General features: G+C 75.9%; 16 protein-coding genes and 1 tRNA gene. 9 read left to right on the top strand and 8 right to left on the bottom strand.

Features of this window, described 5'->3' with window-relative positions; all coding sequences use genetic code 11:
• Positions 1 to 533: 533 nt before the first annotated feature.
• Positions 534 to 1,709, bottom strand: coding sequence for a tyrosine-type recombinase/integrase (locus tag KVT14_RS09340; protein ID WP_217615411.1), 1,176 nt, complete (start codon positions 1,707 to 1,709; stop codon positions 534 to 536).
• 78 nt (positions 1,710 to 1,787) lie between these two features.
• Positions 1,788 to 2,477, bottom strand: a complete 690-nt coding sequence (locus KVT14_RS09335; protein ID WP_217615410.1) for an iron-containing redox enzyme family protein — start codon at positions 2,475 to 2,477, stop codon at positions 1,788 to 1,790.
• A gap of 317 nt (positions 2,478 to 2,794) precedes the next feature.
• Between KVT14_RS09335 and KVT14_RS09330 the strand changes: the two genes are divergently transcribed.
• The gene (locus tag KVT14_RS09330) at positions 2,795 to 3,211 is read left to right on the top strand and encodes a DUF4190 domain-containing protein (protein WP_217615409.1); all 417 of its coding nucleotides are present in this window, start codon (positions 2,795 to 2,797) and stop codon (positions 3,209 to 3,211) included.
• A 15-nt stretch (positions 3,212 to 3,226) separates the two neighbouring features.
• On the opposite strand, the gene KVT14_RS09325 is transcribed toward KVT14_RS09330, so the two are convergent.
• Together KVT14_RS09325 and KVT14_RS22960 are read right to left on the bottom strand one after the other, a co-directional pair.
• On the bottom strand, positions 3,227 to 3,799 hold the full coding sequence (locus KVT14_RS09325; RefSeq protein ID WP_217615408.1) for a YbaK/EbsC family protein: 573 nt from the start codon (positions 3,797 to 3,799) through the stop codon (positions 3,227 to 3,229).
• A gap of 83 nt (positions 3,800 to 3,882) precedes the next feature.
• Positions 3,883 to 4,008 carry a hypothetical protein gene (locus KVT14_RS22960; protein ID WP_256447991.1) on the bottom strand — a complete coding sequence of 42 codons (126 nt, stop codon included), beginning with the start codon at positions 4,006 to 4,008 and terminating at the stop codon, positions 3,883 to 3,885.
• Between the two features lie 468 nt (positions 4,009 to 4,476).
• Here KVT14_RS22960 and KVT14_RS09320 point away from each other — a divergent pair, with 468 nt between their 5' ends.
• Positions 4,477 to 4,947 carry a GNAT family N-acetyltransferase gene (locus KVT14_RS09320; protein ID WP_217615407.1) on the top strand — a complete coding sequence of 157 codons (471 nt, stop codon included), beginning with the start codon at positions 4,477 to 4,479 and terminating at the stop codon, positions 4,945 to 4,947.
• 12 nt (positions 4,948 to 4,959) lie between these two features.
• Here KVT14_RS09320 and KVT14_RS09315 read toward each other — a convergent pair whose 3' ends face one another.
• A complete protein-coding gene (locus KVT14_RS09315; protein ID WP_217615406.1) occupies positions 4,960 to 5,244 on the bottom strand; it encodes a hypothetical protein in 285 nt (94 codons plus the stop codon).
• Positions 5,245 to 5,333: 89 nt separating this feature from the next.
• Positions 5,334 to 5,870, bottom strand: a complete 537-nt coding sequence (locus KVT14_RS09310) for a YbhB/YbcL family Raf kinase inhibitor-like protein (protein ID WP_217615405.1) — start codon at positions 5,868 to 5,870, stop codon at positions 5,334 to 5,336.
• Positions 5,871 to 6,114: 244 nt separating this feature from the next.
• Here KVT14_RS09310 and KVT14_RS09305 point away from each other — a divergent pair, with 244 nt between their 5' ends.
• Genes KVT14_RS09305 through KVT14_RS09295 form a run of 3 tightly spaced genes read left to right on the top strand, consistent with a single transcriptional unit; the run spans position 6,115 to position 12,669 of the window.
• Entirely contained in the window at positions 6,115 to 7,170 is a 1,056-nt protein-coding gene (locus KVT14_RS09305) for a hypothetical protein (RefSeq protein ID WP_217615404.1), read from the top strand.
• The gene (locus tag KVT14_RS09300) at positions 7,167 to 8,810 is read left to right on the top strand and encodes a DNA polymerase Y family protein (RefSeq protein ID WP_217615403.1); all 1,644 of its coding nucleotides are present in this window, start codon (positions 7,167 to 7,169) and stop codon (positions 8,808 to 8,810) included. The genes KVT14_RS09305 and KVT14_RS09300 overlap by 4 nt, the downstream gene beginning before the upstream one ends.
• Entirely contained in the window at positions 8,803 to 12,669 is a 3,867-nt protein-coding gene (locus tag KVT14_RS09295; RefSeq protein WP_217615402.1) for a PHP domain-containing protein, read from the top strand. Before KVT14_RS09300 ends, KVT14_RS09295 begins: the two co-directional genes overlap by 8 nt.
• Positions 12,670 to 12,731: 62 nt before the next feature.
• Here KVT14_RS09295 and KVT14_RS09290 read toward each other — a convergent pair whose 3' ends face one another.
• On the bottom strand, positions 12,732 to 14,435 hold the full coding sequence (locus KVT14_RS09290; protein ID WP_217615401.1) for a polysaccharide lyase family 1 protein: 1,704 nt from the start codon (positions 14,433 to 14,435) through the stop codon (positions 12,732 to 12,734).
• 133 nt (positions 14,436 to 14,568) lie between these two features.
• On the opposite strand from KVT14_RS09290, the gene KVT14_RS09285 reads away from it, so the two are divergent.
• Complete coding sequence (locus KVT14_RS09285) at positions 14,569 to 15,495, top strand: dihydrodipicolinate synthase family protein (protein WP_217615400.1); 927 nt, start codon at positions 14,569 to 14,571, stop codon at positions 15,493 to 15,495.
• Here KVT14_RS09285 and KVT14_RS09280 read toward each other — a convergent pair.
• Complete coding sequence (locus KVT14_RS09280) at positions 15,492 to 16,718, bottom strand: AI-2E family transporter (RefSeq protein ID WP_217615399.1); 1,227 nt, start codon at positions 16,716 to 16,718, stop codon at positions 15,492 to 15,494. The genes KVT14_RS09285 and KVT14_RS09280 overlap by 4 nt on opposite strands.
• Positions 16,719 to 16,904: 186 nt before the next feature.
• On the opposite strand from KVT14_RS09280, the gene KVT14_RS09275 reads away from it, so the two are divergent.
• From KVT14_RS09275 to KVT14_RS09265, 3 genes are all read left to right on the top strand, one after another.
• A tRNA-Leu gene (locus KVT14_RS09275) sits at positions 16,905 to 16,988 on the top strand.
• Between the two features lie 165 nt (positions 16,989 to 17,153).
• Positions 17,154 to 17,540, top strand: a complete 387-nt coding sequence (locus KVT14_RS09270) for a VOC family protein (protein ID WP_217615398.1) — start codon at positions 17,154 to 17,156, stop codon at positions 17,538 to 17,540.
• Between the two features lie 60 nt (positions 17,541 to 17,600).
• Positions 17,601 to 18,647, top strand: coding sequence for an RDD family protein (locus KVT14_RS09265; RefSeq protein ID WP_217615397.1), 1,047 nt, complete (start codon positions 17,601 to 17,603; stop codon positions 18,645 to 18,647).
• The last annotated feature ends 283 nt before the right edge of the window (positions 18,648 to 18,930 follow it).

Raw genomic sequence — 18,930 nt, 5'->3', positions numbered from 1 at the left:
CCCCACACCAGTGGTGCGGTCGAGGTCGCAGGCGGCGCTCACACACTTGGGCGCTGCCGGCAGCGGCCGATGGCGTTCCTCTGCCATCCACTCGGCGACGGTGTACCCGGGCCGCGTCGTGAGGAGGCGAGCACGGTGGGACCGGTAGGAGTTCACGTGCGAGAGGCAGAGCCCAAGGGCCATGTGACTGCGCTGGCAACTCGGCACGAGACAGCCTTCGTGAGTACGCCTGCTTCGATTCGGTCTCGGCGTGCGGTCGAACTCGTCCGGCGCCATGCCGCCCGCAATCGCGCTGTCTCGCTCGGTTCGACAGGTGCGGCAAAGACCCGATCGCGGGACACGCGAGTCGCAACCAAGCCGTCGACAACGGGCCATTCTGGTCCGAGGAAGCGTAGGGTCGGGCACGTAGATAAGCGTGTCGCCGTCGAACTCTCCGGGCCTCCAGTTGAGTGATACCCGAGAGCGCAGGAAGCCGACCCAATCGAGGTCCTGGCTCCGGGTATCGACCGCGTCGACCGACTGAAGGTGCGCGGTCACGTCCGGACTCCGAGGGTCGCCTGGCGGGGTGCGATCGAGGCGAGAGCGGCACGCTTCGCCCGCTCAAGATCGTGCGTGTAGATGCGAGTCGACGAAATGCTGCGGTGCCCCAGCAGCTCCTGCACAACGTCAAGATCTTGTGGCACGCAGTCGATGCCTCGAACGAGCCGAGTCGCAAACGTGTGGCGGAGCATGTGTGGCCCGGTGACCTCGAAGTCGATGGCTGCGGCGCACGCCTTGACCACCTTCCGTACGCCCGAGTACGTCATCGCCTTGCCTTTCGATGAGCCGCGGGAGTACGCGTTCACGAAGACGTGCTGCGAGACGTCCACCGCACCGAGCAGCTGTTCACGCTCGATAAGCCACTCGACGTAGCGGTCGACGAGCGCGTCGCTGACGTACAGCACCCGAACACCGCCCTTGGCTCTCGCGCCGTTCTCGACCGGATTATCCATGCGCACGTGGAAGTGCGGGTCGGCGAGGCGGCAGCCCATCTCTGGTCCACCTCCCCCGAGATGCATGTCACCACGGAAGAGCGACAGCGCCTCTCCGGCGCGGATGCCGGTGAAGTACATCAGGTCGATCAGCAGTCGATCCCGGGGCGGCAGCTCCAAGCGCTCGAGCTTGGCGCGGGCTCCGGGATCGTCGATCCACTCAGGGTCGAGTCCGGACGGCGGGCGTGATGGACGAAGCTCGTCGACCAGCACCCGCCGTGTGGTGCCGTGCTCGCCGCCCGCGGCCGTGCCCGGCGCGAAGTACTTGAGCTCGGTCATCCGGCTGGCGACGTCGGACTGCATCAGCCCTTGCGCGTCCGCCCACTCGTAGAACGATCGAAGGGGTGCCATCCAGAGGTCCACGGTCCGGTCGCTTCGCAGAGCGGGCACACCGTTCGTCTTCATGTAGGGCGTGCTCGCGACCACCTTCCTCCACATCGCGAGGTGTGAGAGCGAGACCCTCCGCCAGTCGCTCGTCAGCGCAGTCCAGCTCAGGTACGAAGCGAGTCGCGACCCGTAGTTCTGGATCGTGTTCGGCGATCGCTTGACGTCGCGAAGGAAGCGCAGCCAGGCGGTCGCCGACTGGTGGACCACGTCATCCGCTCCGACGAGAACGACGCGTGTCGAGCCGTCGCGCAAGACGGCGACGTCGAGTCTGTAGTGGCTGGCGACCTGCACGAGAGCGACGCTACTGACAGCAGCGTGCACCGTGTGTCAGGCACTACATACGGCGTGTCGCTTCTGACAGCTTCTGACTCAGACATGCTCGGAGTAGATAATCGCCGGGACGTCGTCGACGTACCGCCCGTAGGTGTCGTCCAGCCCGAGGCCGCGCATCGTGCGGGCGAACAGCGCCGCGTGCATCCGCTCCGGGCGTCCGCCGCCGTACTCGTCGGCCTGGATCTCCACCAGTGCCGCCTTGGGCACGCCGAGCAGCCGCGGGATGGCCCACGTGTGCGGGTCCGCCTCCTTGAGCTGGTAGACCGACCGCTGGACGAGCATCTCGCGCAGCTGGTCGTCGGTCGCCTTGCGCGCGACGTACGCGGACAGGCTCGGGCCGTCGTCGCGGCCGGTCAGGTCGAACAGCGCGCGGGCGACGGCCGCCGCCACGCCCTCGCGCTCCGTGTTCGTCTCCAGCTCGGCCACCAGGTCCGCGGGCACCACGACGTCCCGGCGGAGCTGCGCCTCGAACGCGTCCTCGAGCGCGGCGCGGGCGCGCAGCAGGGTCGGGTCCCACTCCAGCCGGTCGTCGACGCCGTCCAGGCCCTGGTGGTGCAGCTCGTACAGCGCCGTGAGCGTGACCTGCACGTCCTCGTCGGTCAGCAGGTCCGGCGACGCCGCGGCCGCGCGGGCGGCCTCGTCCGGGAGCGCGGGGTCCGCCTCGCCGGTGGTGAGGGCGTGCAGGACCCGCTCGCTGAGCGGGCCACGGGGCGACGGTGCGCGCATGTGGGGTCCCTGGTCTGGGCGTGCCGCGCGACGGGCGCGGCGGTTCGCCCCCCGGCTGCTCGAGGGACAGGCTCGGGGGCGGCGGCGTGGCGCGCCTGTCCCCGTGCTGGTCACGCTAGCCGCGGGGGCGGGGGCGCGCGCGGCGAGCGCTCGGCCTGCCCGGGCTGGCCTGCGGTGCAGGTCAGCGGGGTGCGGCGAGTGTGGAGCGCCCCGTGCTGCGTAGGTGGACGCGCGGGCTGGGTGGTGTCGCCGGGCCCCTAGCGTCGAGAGGGTCGCCGTGCTCCCGCGCGGCCCGCTCCCGAGGAGGGTGACGCCCCATGTCCGACGACGGCCACGGTCCGCAGCAGGCTCCCGGTGCGACACCCCCTGCACCGGGCCCGGTGGCGCCGCCCCCGCCGCGCGACCCGGACGGCGACGGGGTCTCGCTCGCGGCGTTCATCACCGGCCTGCTCTCGCTCGGCCCCGTGCCGCTCGTGCTCGGCATCGTGGGCTACGAGCGCTCACGCAGGCGGGGCGCTCGCGCGTCCTGGATGGCGGTCACCGGGATCGTGCTCGGCGCGGCCTCGACGATCGGCCTGATGATCACCGCCGCGGTGCTGGCGTTCTCGCTGGCTCTGGCCGGGCACCTGGCGTACGTCCACGACCGGTACGGCACCGGCGACGGCGCCTGGTCGTGGTCGTGGTCCCGGGACCAGGCGCGCGAGCGGGTCGGCGGCGGCGACGCGCGACCCTGAGGCGCCGGGCGTGCCTCAGGCCAGGGCGAGGCCCTCGACCACCTCGACGCCCGGGGCGGTCGCCAGCAGCGCCCCCGGCAGGGCGATCTTCGACCGGCGCAGCCCCGACCCGATGATCACGGTGCCGCCCGCGTCCGGGTCTGCCTCCGCGACGCCTGCGTCCAGCAGCACCCGGTAGCCCGTCGGCAGGCCGATCGGCGTGATGCCGCCGTACTCCATGCCGGACTCCTCGACGGCCCGGTCCATCGGCAGGAACGACGCCTTGCGCACGTCGAGCAGCCGCTTGACGGCGTTGTTCACGTCGGCCCGTGTCGTCGCCCGGACGACAGCCGCGGCCACCCGCTCGTCGCCGGCGCGCCGGCCGGACACCAGCACGCAGTTCGCCGAGACCACGAGCGGCAGGTCGTAGGCCTCGGTCATCGCGGCGGTGTCGGCGAGCTCCGGGTCGATCTCGGTCACCTGCACGGCGTCGGCCACCTCGGGCGCCACGGCGGCCCAGCCCGACAGCGCGGCGGCCGTCGGCTCGGCGAGCAGGTCCAGGCGGTCCACGGCGCGCGACCAGGTCAGGGATCCGAGCGTGAGCGTCATGGCCGCAGGCTACCGACGGACCGAGCGGGTCGCCGAGCGGTCCGTCGGGCGTCCCGGTGCGTCGCTCGACGACGGCCGGGCTCTCAGCCCCAGCGGACGTCGAGCCGGACGTCCCGGGCGTCGCGGAAGTCCACGCGCAGCCGGGTGCGCGTGCCGGGCTCGAACCCGTGCGTGTCGACGGGACCGTCGAACCCGCCGCTCAGGTCCACGGACCGCGTCGTGCCCCCCCCTGGCTCAGGAGGAGCACGACCCGCCCGCTGCTGCTCGTGCTGGTGACCCGGAGCGCCGCCAGCCGGCCGGCGTCGAGGGACGTGTCGACGCGGCAGTGCCCGTCGACCCGGTGGGCGGTGGTGCGCCAGGTCGTCCCCCCGGACGAGGGACACGCACCCCGACATGGCTCCGCTCTTCACCACGACGCCGCCGCGGCTGAGCAGCAGCGCCGCGACGACGGCCACCGCGAGCAGGGCGAGAGCCCCGGCCACGTATCCCGAGCTGCTCACGACGTCCTCCCGGTGCTGCGCCGACCCTGGCGATCCGGTGCATCGTGGTGCGGGACCCGCGCGGGTGAGTGGGACCGACGGCCCACGCACGGGACCGGGCGTCGGCCCTGGGCGCTGGGTGCGACCTGGGCCTGGCGGCGGTGTGGCCGGTGCGCACCCCTGCAGCGGGCGGGCAGGATGGCGGGCGTGACCGACGCCGCCGCGCCCGCCGACCCGTTCGCCGCCGACCCGTACGTGCTCGTGCCGGCCGCCCCGCCGCTCGACGAGTACCTGCGGCTGCGCCGGGAGTCGGGGCTCACGCCGAAGAACGCCGAGCAGGGCGCCGGGGCGCTCGCGGGCAGCTGGTCGTGGTGCCACGCGCGCACCGCGGAGGGCCGGGTCGTCGCGATGGGGCGGGTCGTCGGCGACGGCGGCTGGTACTTCCTGGTCGCGGACATGGCGACCGACCCCGGGCACCAGCGGCGGGGGCTCGGGCGGCGGGTGCTGACCCGGCTGCTCGACGACGTCCGGGCGCGGGCGCCGCGCGGGGCGTACATCACGCTCGTGGCCGATCCGCCGGGACGGGCGCTCTACGAGTCGCTCGGGTTCCGGGACGTGGCGCCCGGGGCGACCGGGATGGTGCTGGACCTGGGGGCCGACGCGGGCTGAGGCGGGCGCGGGTCAGCGCCTGCGGCGGGGGAGCCAGTCGGGCCGGTGGCGGTCGTCGAGGCCCCACAGCGCGTGCGGCCTCTCGCCGCGCTGCCGGTGCCCGCGGTCGTGGACCGCCATGCCGGCGAGCTCGAGCGCGAGGCCGCCCATGGCCAGGGCCACGAGCCGGAGGTCGCTGTCGAGCAGGCCGTCCGTGACCGCGGCGCTGTACGTCCAGAGGGCGATCGAGGTGAGGCCGACCACAGCACCGGACACGATCATGGTCGCGGACAGCGGTGTGCGGAACGGTGAGCTCACGTCGACGTTCCTAGCAGCGGCGTCGCGCCCGCGCCAGCGTGCGGGCGCGACGGGACCGGCAGCGCTCGCGGACGCCGGCCCCGCCCCGGTCAGCGCTGGTACGTGGGCGACAGGAGCGCGCGGCCGATCGTGTGGAACAGCGCCGTGAACGCCACGGCCGTCGGCGTCGCGTCCGGGGTCACGTCGAGGTGGTCGACGTCGAGTGCGTGCACCGCGAACACGTACCGGTGCGGCCGGTCCCCGGGCGGCGGCGCGGCGCCGGTGTAGCCGGTGGAGCCCCCGTCGTTGCGGACCTGGAACGCGCCCTCGGGCAGCAGGTCGCCCGCCGCGGAGCCGGCGCCGCGGGGGAGCGACGTGGTGCTCACGGGGACGTCCACGACCGTCCAGTGCCAGAAGCCGGCCGGGGTCGGCGCGTCCGGGTCGAAGCAGCTCACGACGAACGAGCGGGTGCCCTCGGGAAAGCCCGACCACTCGAGCGCGGGGGACAGGTCCTCGCCGTCGGCCGCGAAGGTGGCGGGCAGCGGCTCGCCGTGCGCGACGTCGGCGCTCGCGAGGTCGAAGTCCGGGACGGACGGCAGCAGGGCGTAGGGCTCGGGGGCGACGGGACGGGTCAGCGAGACGGCCATGGTCCTCCTCCTGGTGGGCGCGCCGGGGCGCCCGGACGGGTGTGCCTGTCCCGTCATCATGCCCCCGGTCCCGGGCGCGCGCAGGTGGTCCCGGCGACCCGCCGGAGACGCGCCGGGTCGTGGTCCCCAGGGCGGGTGACGCCGGATTGACGCGTGCCGGAGTGTCAGCGTCTACTGGCACAATCGAACACGTGTTCGAACGAGTGCCCGGCGGTCGGCCGGCAGGTGACGGGGAGGTGCGGCGGTGAACCAGGAGGAGCGGATCGCCCGGGCTCGCGCCGCCCTGGTCAGCGCCGAGCTGCGCACCGGCGCCCGCAGCCTCGCGCCGCGGGGGGCGGGCGCTGCCTCCGCGAGCGAGTCCGGCGCGGGGAGCAGTGTCGCACCCCGGACCGACGTGCGCGGCGACGTGCGCGGGCCTCGGTCGGACGTGGCGCGGGCGGACGGCACCCGTCCCGGCGCCCGCGCCGTCGACGCCCCCGTGCGGGGCGCCACGGCGCTCGCGGTGCTGCCGGTCGAGGACCCCACCCCGGTGCCCGCGCCCGCGGGTCCGGTCGCCGTCCCGGACCTGCCCGACCGGCAGCCGGCACCCCGGTCGGCCGTCGCGCGCGGCCCTGTGCTGCTCACCGACCGTCCGCCGCTCGCGGTGCCACCCGCGCTCGCCCCGCTGCTGCCCGACGGCCTGCGCCGCGGGAGCACGACGGCGGTGCTCGGCTCCACCTCGCTGGTGCTCGCGATGGTCGCCGCCGCCTGCACCGCCCGGGAGGCGTGGGCGGCCGTCGTGGGGCAGCCGAGCCTCGGCCTGCTCGCCGCCGCCCAGACCGGGGTGGCGCTGGAGCGGCTCGCCGTGGTCCCGCAGCCGGGCGTGGACGCGCCGACCGTCGTCGCGGCCCTGCTCGACGGCATCGACGTCGTGGTGGTCGGCCCCGGCACGCACCTGGCCGACGCCGACCGCCGCCGGCTGATGGCGCGTGCCCGGGACCGCGGGTCCGTGCTGCTCGCCACCGCGCCCTGGCCGGGTGCGGGCACCGTGCTGACCGTCGAGGGCGGTCGGTGGACCGGGGTCGGCGAGGGCGACGGCCGGCTCCGCGCGCACGAGGTGCAGATCACCCGCACCGGCCGGGGCAGCGCGGGGCGGGCCCAGGACCTGCGCGTGGTGCTGCCGCTCGAGGTGGGCACCGACCCGTACGGGCTGCCCGCCGACCGCGCCGCCGCGCCGCCGGCCGCACCGCAGCCGCCGACGCCGCAGCCGGTCGTGGACGACGGCGCGCTGCTCGCGCCCGACCTGAGGCTCGTCGGATGAGCAGCACCCGCACCACCGTCGTCTGGGTGCCGGACTGGCCGGTCGTCGCCGCCGTGCGCGCCGCCGAGGTCCCGCCGCACCTGCCCGCCGCCGTCCAGCACGGCGCGCGGCTCACCGCCGTGTCGGCGATCGCCCGTGCCCAGGGGGTGCGCCGCGGCATGCGTCGCCGGCAGGCCCAGGGCGTCTGCCCCGAGGTCGTGCTGCTGCCCGCCGACGACGACCGGGACGCCCGCCTGTTCGAGCCGGTGGCGGTCGCGACCGAGGCCGTCGTCGCCGGGATCGAGGTCGCCCGGCCCGGCCTGCTCATGCTGCCCGCGGGCGGCGCGGCCCGGTTCCACGGCACCGAGGAGACGCTCGCCGAGCGCCTGGTGTCCGTGGTGGCCGAGCGGACCGGGCACGAGTGCCAGGTCGGCACCGCCGACGGCCTGCTCGCCGCGATCCTCGCCGCCCGCACCGACGCCGTCGTGCCGCCCGGCGCCTCGCGCGAGTTCCTGGCGCCGCGCCCCGTCGACGACCTCGCGCCCGCGGCCGTGACCGACGACGCCGGGCACGCGGTCGTCGAGCTCGTCGACCTGCTGCGCCGGCTCGGGCTCCGCCGCCTCGGCGACCTGGCCGCCCTCGACGGCGGCGACGTGCACGCGCGGTTCGGCACCTGGGGTACCTGGGCGTGGACCCTGGTGCGCGGCGAGGACCTGCGCCCGCCCGCCCGGCGCCGGCCGGAGACCGACCTGGAGGTCGGCACCGAGCTCGACCCGCCCGCGCACCGCGTCGACGTCGCGACGTTCGCCGGCCGCCGGCTCGCGGAGGAGCTGCACGCCCTGCTCACCGAGCACTCCGTGACCTGCGCGCGGCTGCGGATCACCGCCCGCACCGACGAGGGCACCGAGCTGACCCGCGCCTGGCGCACCGACATGGGCGGCCTCGGCGGGCTGTCCGCCGCGCGGATCACCGACCGCATCCGCTGGCAGCTCGAGGGCTGGTTGACCGCCGCGGCCGCCGAGCACGGCGCCGGCTCCCGGCCGGACGGCGGCGAGCCCGACGAGCACGCCGAGCCGATCGGCCTGGTCGCGCTCGGCATCACCGCCGAGGACGTCGCGCCCGCCGGCGCCGAGCAGGGGCGGCTGTGGGGCGGCGCGTCCGGTGGCGACCTGCGCGCGCACCGGGCGCTCGACCGCGTGCAGGGGCTACTCGGGGGCGACGGCGTGCTGACCGCCGCCCTGCAGGGCGGCCGGGACGTCCGCGACCAGGTGCACCTGCAGCCCTGGGGTGCCCAGGCCGCCGCGCCCCGCCCGGTCGACCGGCCGTGGCCCGGCCACCTGCCCCCGCCGGCGCCCGCGACCGTGCCGGTGCGGCCCGCGCCCGTCGACGTGCTGGACGGCACGGGGCGGATGGTGCGGTTCGACGGCCGGTTCGCCATGAGCGGCGACCCGGCGCGCGTGCGCACGCACGCGACCGACCGCCGGCCCGCTGTCGACCACGACGTCGCGGGCTGGGCCGGCCCCTGGCCGCTCGCGGAGCGGTGGTGGTCGCCGACCGAGGCGGGGCTGCGCATGCACCTGCAGGTCACGCTCGGCGACGGTCGAGCCCTGCTGCTCGCCTGGCGTCCCGACGGCTGGACCTGCGAGGCCGTCTATGACTGACGTCCCGCGCTACGCGGAGCTGCACGCGCACTCGGCGTTCAGCTTCCTCGACGGCGCCAGCCAGCCCGAGGAGCTCGCCGCCGAGGCGCACCGGCTCGGGCTCAGCGCGCTCGCGCTCACCGACCACGACGGCCTGTACGGCGTCGTCCGGTTCTCCGAGGCGGCGCGGGAGGTCGGCCTGCCCACCGTGTTCGGTGCCGAGCTGCACCTGCCCGTCCCCGGCGTCGGCGGCCCCGACGTCCTCGACCTGCCGACCGGCGTGCCCGACCCGCGCGCGCTGCACCTGCCCGTGCTCGCCCGCGGGCCCGAGGGCTACCGGGCGCTGTCCCGCACCATCGCGGAGGCGCACCTCGCCACCGGGACCAAGGGGGCCGCGGAGTACCGGCTGGAGCAGCTGGCGGAGCAGGCCGCCGGCCGCTGGCTCGTCCTCACCGGCTGCCGCAAGGGACCCGTCCGGCACGCGCTGACCGACGGCGGCCGCGAGCCTGGCGTCACCGCCGCGGGCCTCGACCGGGCGCGCGGCGAGCTCGACCGGCTGGTCGCGCTGTTCGGCCGGGACAACGTCGCGGTCGAGGTCACCCAGGGCGGCAGCCCGTACGACTCCGAGCTCGCGGACGCCCTCGCGCAGCTCGCCGCCGGCGCCCGGCTGCCGCTGGTCGCCACCGGGAACGTGCACTACGCGACCCCGCGGGACGCCGACCTGGCGATGGCCCTGGCCGCCGTCCGCGCGCGGTCGTCGATGGAGGATCTGGACGGCTGGCTGCCCGGGGCGCCGACCGCGCACCTGGCGTCCGCCGCCGAGATGCTGCGCCGCCACCGGCGGCACCCGCAGGCCGTCGCCACCGCCGCCGCGATCGGCGCCGAGTGCGCGTTCGACCTGCACCTCGTCGCCCCGCAGCTGCCGCCGTACCCGGTGCCGCCCGGCCACACCGAGGCGACCTGGCTGCGCGAGCTCGTCCGCCGCGGTGCGTTGGAGTGCTACGGCCCGCCCGGGGCCGAGCGGGTGCCCGGCGCCTACGCCCAGCTCGAGCACGAGCTGCGCGTCATCGAGGACCTCGGCTTCCCCGGCTACTTCCTGGTCGTCTACGACCTGGTCGACTTCTGCCACCGCAACGGCATCCTCGCCCAGGGCCGCGGCTCGGCCGCCAACTCCGCGGTCTGCTACGCGCTCAAGGTCACCGCCGTCGACGCCGTCGCGCACGGCCTGCTGTTCGAGCGGTTCCTCGCGCCCGAGCGCGACGGGCCGCCGGACATCGACGTCGACATCGAGTCCGGCCGCCGTGAGGAGGTCATCCAGTACGTCTACGCCAAGCACGGCCGCACCCACGCCGCGCAGGTCGCCAACGTCATCTCCTACCGCGCCCGGTCCGCCGTGCGGGACGCCGCCCGCGCGCTCGGGTACGACGTCGGGCAGCAGGACGCGTGGAGCAAGTCGATCGAGCGCTGGGGCACGCTGCGCGGCCCGGCGCCGCGGCACCCCTGGTGGTCGGGGGCGAACCGGGGCGCGGCGGCCGTGTCGGCCACCCCGCCGACGCAGCACGTCGCCGACCGGCCGACGTCGACCCGGCCGAGCCCGCCGTCGACCCGGCCGACGCCGCCCTCGCCCCACGTCGGGACACCCCCTGTCGGCCCGCCCGCCGCGGCGACCCCGGGTTCCCCGGTGAGCCGCGAGGACCGGCGCGCCGCGCAGTACGCCGCCGCCCAGCGCGACCCCGACGGCGTCGTCTGGGGCTGGAACCACGAGCCCGGAGCCGCACCGGCCCCCGCGCCCCGGCGCCCCGCCGGGCACGACGACGCCGACGGGCCGGCCGGCCAGCCGACCGCCGACCGTCACGACGTCGTCCCCGCGCACCGGCCGCCGCCCGCGAGCGACCTCGAGGAGATCCCCGAGCAGGTCATCGACCTGGCCGACCGGTTCCTGCGCCTGCCGCGGCACCTCGGCATCCACTCCGGCGGCATGGTGATGTGCGACCGCCCGGTCATCGAGGTCTGCCCCGTGGAGTGGGCGCGCATGGAGGGCCGCACCGTCCTGCAGTGGGACAAGGACGACTGCGCCGACGCGGGACTGGTGAAGTTCGACCTGCTCGGCCTCGGCATGCTCACCGCCCTGCGGCTGGCGTTCGACCAGGTCGAGCAGCACGGCGGCCCGCGTCTCCACCTGCACCAGCTGCCCAACGAGGACCCGCTGGTCTACGACCTGCTGTGCGCCGCCGACACCGTCGGGGTGTTCCAGGTGGAGTCGCGCGCCCAGATGGGCACCCTGCCGCGCCTCCAGCCGCGCAGCTTCTACGGGATCGTCGTCGAGGTCGCCCTGATCCGCCCCGGCCCGATCCAGGGCGGGTCGGTGCACCCGTACATCGAGCGCTACCAGGGGCGGCAGCCGATCACCTACCCGCACCCCCGGCTCGAGAAGTCCCTGGAGCGCACCCTCGGCGTCCCGCTGTTCCAGGAGCAGCTCATGCAGATGGCCATCGACGTCGCCGACTTCACACCGGCTGAGGCCGACCAGCTCCGGCGCGCGATGGGCTCCAAGCGCAGCATCGAGAAGATGGAGGCGCTGCGCGCCCGGCTCATGGACGGCATGACCCGCAACGGCATCCCGGAGCCCGTGCGCGAGGAGGTCTACGAGAAGCTCAAGGCGTTCGCGGACTTCGGCTTCCCGGAGTCGCACGCCTACTCGTTCGCGTTCCTCGTCTACGCCAGCTCCTGGCTCAAGGTGCACCACCCGGCCGCCTTCTACGCCGGCCTGCTCGCCGCGCAGCCCATGGGGTTCTACTCGCCGCAGTCGCTCGTCGCGGACGCCCGCCGGCACGGCATCGGCGTGCTCCGCCCCGACGTGCAGCGCTCCGGGGTGCAGGCCGTCGTCGAGCGGGTCCGGCCCGAGCCCGCGGGCGGGGAGCCGCGCCTGACACCGAGGCCGTCCGGGACCGCGCCGGTGCCGCCGCTGCGGGCGGGCGGGGCGCCCGGGTTCGCCGAGGTGCCGCCGCCGTTCGACCCGGCGCCGGGGCGTGGTGGTCCCGCGCGGACCGCGGCGTCGTGGCGCGCCGGGTCCGGCGTGACGGGGGACGAGGCGGGGACGCGAGGCGATCCGTCGGAGGCGCCGTCGTCGACGACCGCGTCGGGCGGCGTGGGGGCGGCCGCCGAGCCCGAGCGCTCCCTCGCGGTGCGCGTGGGCCTCGCCTCGGTGCGGAACGTGGGGGAGAAGGTCGCCGAGCGGGTCGTCGCCGAGCGGGACGCGCACGGTCCGTTCGCCGACCTGCGGGACCTCGTCCGGCGCGTCGAGCTCAGCACCGCGCAGCTCGAGGCGCTGGCCACCGGCGGCGCCCTGGAGTCGCTCGGCGTCACCCGGCGCGAGGCGCTGTGGGCGGCGGGCGCGCTGGCGCAGGAGGGGCCGGACACGCTGCCCGGCGTCTCGGTGGGCGTCCAGGCGCCGACCCTGCCCGGGATGAGCCCGGTCGAGCTCGCCGTCGCCGACGTCTGGGCCACCGGCGTGACCGTCGACTCGTACCCGACCCAGTACGTGCGCGACGGCCTGGACTCCCAGGGCGTGCTGCGCGTCGAGCAGGCGTTCCGGCACGAGGCCGGGCGCCGGGTCGCCGTCGCGGGGGTCGTCACCCACCGGCAGCGACCCGGCACCGCCGGGGGCGTCACCTTCCTGTCGCTGGAGGACGAGACCGGGCTGCTCAACATCGTGTGCAGCACCGGGCTGTGGCAGCGGTTCCGGAAGGTCGCCCGCACGTCCCGGGCGCTCGTCGTGCGCGGGCGGCTGGAGCGGGCGGACGGGGCCACCAACCTCATCGCCGAGCACCTGACGCCGCTGTCGCTGGGCATCGCGACGACCTCCCGGGACTTCCAGTGACCCGCACCCGGGCCGGGGCCGCCGTCGAGGCGGTGCCCGGGCCGGCGCCCGGCGGCTCGTCGTCAGCCCCGGAGCGAGCGCCGCGCCCGCACGAGCCCGACGCCGACCCCGACGAGCGCGCCGATGCCCGCGAGCACGCCCAGGGCCCCGACCCCGGTCGCGGCGAGGCCGCCGCGGCGTGCACCCTCGGTCGTCGCCGAAACGCCACCCGCACCGCCGCCCGCCCCGGTCCCGTCCGAGCCGGGGCCGCCGTCCGCGGCGCCACCCTCGCTCGAGCCGCTGCCCGAGCCGCCGCCCGGAGGTACCACCGGCGTGCTCGGCGCCGGGTCCGGCACGTCCGGGCCTTCGCTCGCCGGCGCCAGCACCCCGGCCCCGGCCTGCGCGAGCACCACCTCCCGCACCTCGGTCACCTCGTGCACGACGGCGCCCCGCACCCCGGCCGCGACCGGGTCCCAGCGCGCACCGGCGACGAGGCGGTCGGCCTCCGCGGCGGCCGCGTTGTACGCACCGAGCACGTCCACCTCGACGCCGTTCACGAGCGTGTGCTCGGCGTGCAGCCGGGTCCCGCCCCACCGCTTGACCACCGACGCCACGGGCACGTCCTCGGGCAGGTCGAACGCGTTCCGCTCGGCCCAGATGCTCGACTCGACGCCCACGCCCCAGGCGTAGTCGAACAGGGCGGCGCCGCCCGCCCCGACGCGGACGTAGTTGTTGTAGACGTCCACGTCGCCGAACCGCACCCGGGGGAGCCGCTGGCCCGCGTCGTCCCACAGGTTGTGGTGCCAGCTGACCCGCAGCCTCCCGCCGTCGAGCGCCTGGCGGCCGTCACCCGACCCGACGAGGTTCGTCTTGTCGTGGTCGCGGAACACCGAGTACGACACGGTGACGAGGTCGGACTCGTGCGTGATGTCCAGCAGCCCGTCGTGGACCTCGAACGGGCGCCCGTGCACGGTCGGCAGCGAGGCCGGCGGGTGGTCGCCGTCGTCGAGCGTCACGTGGTCGACCCAGACGTTCTCGCTGGTGTGCACGCTGATGTTGTCGTAGAGCGAGTTCCAGTTCCCCACGCTGGTGTCGCCCGGGTCCCACTCGGGGAAGCAGTCGTAGGCGTCGGACACGTGCAGGTTCCGGATGATGACGTCGCGCACGCCCTGCACGAGCAGGTGCGCGCCCACCAGCCGGGCGTCGTCGCCGAGGCCGAGGACCGTCACGTGCGACCCGACGCGCTGCCGGACCTGGGCCGTCTGCACGGCGGCCGCGCGCGCCCGCGCCTCCTCGAGGGGCCCGGCGGGATCGTGCCACCCCCACACCTCCGGGTCGTACGCCGCGACGTGCTCCGCCATCGAGAACGGGCGAGGGTCGTCGTCCTCGACCTGCACCTGCGCCGCGAAGTCGTCGCAGGTCGGGAGGCCGGACGCGGGGTCGTCGAACCCGAAGGCCCGGATCTCGCCCTCGACGAGCACGATCGTCGGCTCGTCCCGCAGGTGGGCCGAGGTGCCCCCGAGAGCTGCTCGGAGCTCGTCCCAGGTCCGCACCACGTGCACGTCCCCGGGCGCCGCCGCCGACCCGCCGGTGGTGCCGGACCCGGTCGAGCCCCACCCGTCGCCCTCCGGGAGCGTCTGCCGGGCGAGCGCCAGCCACCCGGGGTCCACGCCCGCGGGGGGGTCGCCGGACCCGTCGCCGGGGGCCGCCGCCCAGGCCGCCCCCGCCGGCACCGCCAACGCCAGGGCCACCAGGGCCGTGCCGATCGTCCGTCCTGCTCGCGCCATCCTCGACTCCTTCGTCGGGTCCGGGAAACCGGTTCCTGACGACCGTAGCGAGAGCACGGAGCCCGGCGCGAGAGCAGTTTCCGGGCCGTCCGCGAGCAGCCCGCGCGCCCGCCCCGCGTGCCAGACTGCCCGCGTGACCCTCCTCGGCCCGCTCGTCCCGTACCTGCCCACGCCCCGCGGCCACGAGGGCGAGGTGGTGGTCGACCCGCTGCAGCGCCTCGTCGACGACGCCGTCGACGCCGGCGCCTCGGGCGTCGCGGTGCTCGGCAGCACGGGTGGCTGGCCCTACCTGACGGCGGGGGAGCGGCGGCTGGTCGTGGAGGCTGCGGTCGAGGCCGCCGCTGGCCGCGTGCCGGTCGTGGCCGGCGTCGGCGCGTTCACGACGGACGAGGTGATCGTGCACACGATCGTCGCCGAGCGCGCCGGCGCGTCCGCGGTGCTGCTGCCCACTCTGGCCTACCTGCCGCTCACCGACGACGAGGTCCTCGACCTGGTCGCGGACGTGGCGGACGCGGCGCGGGTGCCCGTGTGGCTCTACCACAACCCGGTGAGCACGACGTTCCGGTACTCGGTCGAGACGCTGGTCCACGCCGCGCAGGTGCCGGGCGTGGGCGGGGTGAAGGACCGGGGGAGCGATGTCGCCGAGCTGCGCGAGCGCGTGGCGGCGCTCCGGTCGGCGGTCCCCGACACCGTGGAGGTCGGCTGCAGCGGGGACGTGCTCGGGGTCGAGGGTCTGCTCGCGGGCGCACGGACCTGGCACTCGGGGCTCGCGAGCGTGCTGCCCGCCTGGTACGCCGCGGTCGCGGACGCCGCCGCGGCGGGACGGGCGGACGAGGCGCGCGCGCACATGGCGCGGCTGGCGCCGGTCGCGGAGCTGGTGGTCTCGCTCGGCGGGCCGCGGGCGGTGCACGCGCTCGCCCGGGTGCTCGGCACCGACCTCGGTCAGCTGCCCGCGCCGCTGCGGCCGGTGGACGACGCCGGTACGGCGGCACTGGCCGCGGCGGTGGAGCTGCTCGGCGACGCGCCCGTGCGGGCGGCCGACAGGTCCACGCGGGACTAGGCCTCGGCGCCCTCGCCGTCCTCGTCGACCGGGCGGACCTCCTCGCCCGCCTCCTCCGGCTCCATCGGGGGGTCGGGCTGGTGGAACCGCGACCAGATCGCCCACACCACCGACACCAGCGGCACGGCGATGACCGCGCCGAGGATGCCCGCGGTGAGCGTGCCGCCGGTGACGGCCAGCGCCACCACGACGGGGTGCAGCGACACCTGCTTGCCCATGACGAGCGGCTGCAGCACGTGCCCCTCGAACTGGCCGATCAGCGCGATGCCGATGCCGACGACCGCCGCCTGGATCGGGCCGTTCGCGGCCAGGGCCACGATCATCGCGATCACCATGGCCGCCGGCGCGCCGATCAGGGGGATGAACGCCCCGATGAGGACGAGCACGGCCAGCGGGGCCGCCAGCGGGACGCCGATGATCGACAGCAGGATGAACGCGAGCAGGCCGTCGGTGACCGCGATGATGACGGTGCCGCGCGTGTAGCCGGAGAACGTGTACCAGCCGGCCCCGCCCGCGGTCTTCCACGAGTCGCGCACCGACGACGGCAGCTGGTTGACGAACCAGGTCCACATCTCCCTGCCCCGGGCGAGGAAGAAGATGGCGCAGAAGACCGCCAGGGCCAGCGCCGTGAACACCTCGACCACCGAGCCGGCGGACGCCGCCACCTGGCCCGCGAGGTCGCCGGCGTGCTCCTGCACCCACTGCCGGCCGTTGTCGATCCACTCGGCGATCTGGTCGTTGCTGATGGAGAACGGCAGCGGCCCGTTCTCCAGGAAGTCGACGATCTGGTCGATGCCGTCGCCGAACTGCCGGGACAGGGCCTGCCACTGGTTCGCGACCGAGTAGCCGACGTAGAACACCATGCCGGCGAGCACGAGGAACCCGGTGAGCAGCCCCAGGGCCGTCGCCAGCCCGCGGGGCATCACCCGCGTGTAGAAGTCGACCACCGGCCGCAGCACCGCCGTGAACACGAACGCGATGAACACGGCGACGAACAGCAGCTGCACCTGCGATGTGGCGAAGAACACGAGCGCGATCCCGGCGAGCAGCACGAGCAGCCGCCAGGTGATCCCCGCGGAGGTCCGCAGCCAGCGGGGGACGCCGTCGTCCGGGGCGATCCCGGTGGGCGGTCGGCGCTGCCCGGCGACCCGTCGTGACGCGGATCCGGCCGGTCCGCCGGCCTTCGCGCTGCCGTACCGGTCCGCGCCGCTCTGGTCCGCCATCGCGTGCGCCACCTCCCGCCCTGCTGGTGCGACGCGTCCGCCGCGGTGCTCCGCCGGACGCCCTCGCCAGTGTGCCCCCACCTGCGGATGCGTGCTCGGCCGCCACTCCGTGCTATGTTTTCTGCCGCACCTGAGGGGTCGGGAAGCGCGGAAAAGCGCTCCTCGTACACGTCAGGCGTACACCCTGTCCGGGTGGCGGAATGGCAGACGCGCTAGCTTGAGGTGCTAGTGCCCGTATAGGGCGTGGGGGTTCAAGTCCCCCTCCGGACACTCGTTGAGACAGCGACGACGAAGGCCTCGATCCCCGCCAGGATCGGGGCCTTCGTCGTGCCGGGCTGGTGGCCGCGAGAGAAGCGGCCAGGATCCGACCGCTTCCTCGGTGACGCTGGGTCCTGAGGCCGGGCGGACCGGCCCGCGACCGACGGGGGACCGACCATGCTCCAGGGACTGGCGACGTCGAACTTCCAGGCGGCGGATCTCGCGGCCGCCCGCGAGTGGTACACCGCACTGCTCGGCGTCGAGCCGTACTTCGTCCGCGACGGCTACGTCGAGTGGCGCCTCGGCCGGGACGGCGACGAGCTGCGGATCGTGGACGCCCGGTACGCCCCGGGTGCCCTGGACCGCACGCCGGGCGGGCAGTACACCTACTGGGCGGTCGAGGACGTGGACGCCGCGGTGGCCGCCCTGGTCGAGCACGGGGCGACCGTCCACGAGCCGTCGACGGCGCGCGGGGAGGGCTTCCGGACGGCGGCGGTCGTGGACCCGTTCGGGAACGTGCTGGGCGTGATGACCAACCCGCACTGGGCGGGGACCGAGGGCTGAGGCGGACCGGTCGCCGGAAACGCCCGCGCCGGGCACGACCCGCGTGCCACGATCGAGCGCGTGACCGTCGTCCTGCCCGTGCCGCCCATGCCCGGACCGGCGCCGGTGACGCCCGCGCTGGCCGGTTGGTGGCGCCGGGCGGCAGCCGTGCTGCTCGACGACCTGGTCCTGGCGGCGGTGACCTGGGCCGGGTACGGCGGTGGGTCCCCTGCGGTGTCGCTGCACCCGCCCTCGGGGTTCACCGCCGGAGCGCCCCGGGTGGGCGACCCGGCCCCGTGGGCGGCCGCGGCCGTCGGCGCCGCGCTGCTCGTGCTCCTGCTGCTCCAGGCGTACACGGGCGCCACGCCCGGCAAGCGGGTGGCGGGGGTGGCGGTGGTGCGTGCGGACACCGGCGGGCCGGCGGGGTTCCTGCGGACGCTCGCTCGGCCGTTCGTGAACGTCGTCGACAGCATCCTGCTGATCGGGTACCTCCGCCCGCTCTGGCACCCGCTGCGCCGGACCGTCGCGGACTCCGCACTGGGCACGGTGGCGGTGGTGACGCGAGGCCCTCGGTGGCTGCCCGGGTGGTGCCCGGTGCCGCCGCGGCCGTCCCGCGCGTCCGCCGCGGTGACCGCCGCGGCGGTCGCGGTGTGCGTGGTGGGCGCGGTGTTCGCGGTGCCGACCGCGACCAGCGGCTCGGTGACGACGGTGGGGGACCCGGTCGCGTGCGACGTGCGGGTGCCGGCCGGTGTCCCCGACGTCGGCGCCGCGGCGACCCTCCAGCGCACCGGCGTCGAGAGCGCCGAACGTCGCGCGTGGGTGGTGCGCGACCTCGCACCCTCGGGCCCGGGGTTCGACGTCGCGTGGTCGTGGACCGGGAGCCTCGGGGTCGGCGACGTGCGGGTCGAGGCGCGTGTGTCCCGTGCGGGCGACCCTGGTGAGGAACCCACGCTGATCACGGAGCAGCCCCGATCGGCGGGGCCCGGTGCCGGGGCCGCCTCGCTGGCGGCGGGGCCGGACGGGTTCACCGGGCTGACGCCGGCGGGTTGGGTCGAGACGTCCCTCGTGGTGGACGGCCGTGCGGTGGCGGCGTGCCGGGTGCCGGGCGCGCGGCTGCTGGACGCCTGACGGTTCGCGGCCCGCCGGGACGCCCGCGCCACGGCCCCTGGGCCGTCCGGGGGACGCTGGTTCGAGGGAACCGAGGGGGCGCCGGGCACCTGCTGCCGAGGAGTGCGGCTCGCGGACGCCGCCGAAGTCGACGACCTGACCTGCAGCGACGGGGCGTCGACGCCGAGCCAGCCCCTCCCGGCCCTGCTGTGACCGCCTCGGGCGACCGCGCGGTCGGTTTCGGCTTCACCCTGTGACTGCCGGAAATCGGTACAAACCGGACAGTAGCCTCGCCGCGACCGAT

The organism is Cellulomonas sp. GbtcB1, from assembly GCF_019091725.1.
Lineage (GTDB): Bacteria > Actinomycetota > Actinomycetes > Actinomycetales > Cellulomonadaceae > Cellulomonas.
This window is presented reverse-complemented; position numbering and strand designations above follow the sequence as displayed.

Excerpts from the sequence above, each read along its gene's own strand:
- KVT14_RS09325 (WP_217615408.1), bottom strand. The coding sequence starts at position 3,799 with ATGACGCTCACGCTCGGATCCCTGACCTGGTCGCGCGCCGTGGACCGC.
- KVT14_RS09330 (WP_217615409.1), top strand. The coding sequence starts at position 2,795 with ATGTCCGACGACGGCCACGGTCCGCAGCAGGCTCCCGGTGCGACACCC.
- KVT14_RS09320 (WP_217615407.1), top strand. The coding sequence starts at position 4,477 with ATGGCGGGCGTGACCGACGCCGCCGCGCCCGCCGACCCGTTCGCCGCC.
- KVT14_RS09280 (WP_217615399.1), bottom strand. The coding sequence starts at position 16,718 with ATGGCGGACCAGAGCGGCGCGGACCGGTACGGCAGCGCGAAGGCCGGC.
- KVT14_RS09295 (WP_217615402.1), top strand. The coding sequence starts at position 8,803 with ATGACTGACGTCCCGCGCTACGCGGAGCTGCACGCGCACTCGGCGTTC.
- KVT14_RS09310 (WP_217615405.1), bottom strand. The coding sequence starts at position 5,870 with ATGGCCGTCTCGCTGACCCGTCCCGTCGCCCCCGAGCCCTACGCCCTG.
- KVT14_RS09290 (WP_217615401.1), bottom strand. The coding sequence starts at position 14,435 with ATGGCGCGAGCAGGACGGACGATCGGCACGGCCCTGGTGGCCCTGGCG.
- KVT14_RS09300 (WP_217615403.1), top strand. The coding sequence starts at position 7,167 with ATGAGCAGCACCCGCACCACCGTCGTCTGGGTGCCGGACTGGCCGGTC.
- KVT14_RS09270 (WP_217615398.1), top strand. The coding sequence starts at position 17,154 with ATGCTCCAGGGACTGGCGACGTCGAACTTCCAGGCGGCGGATCTCGCG.
- KVT14_RS09335 (WP_217615410.1), bottom strand. The coding sequence starts at position 2,477 with ATGCGCGCACCGTCGCCCCGTGGCCCGCTCAGCGAGCGGGTCCTGCAC.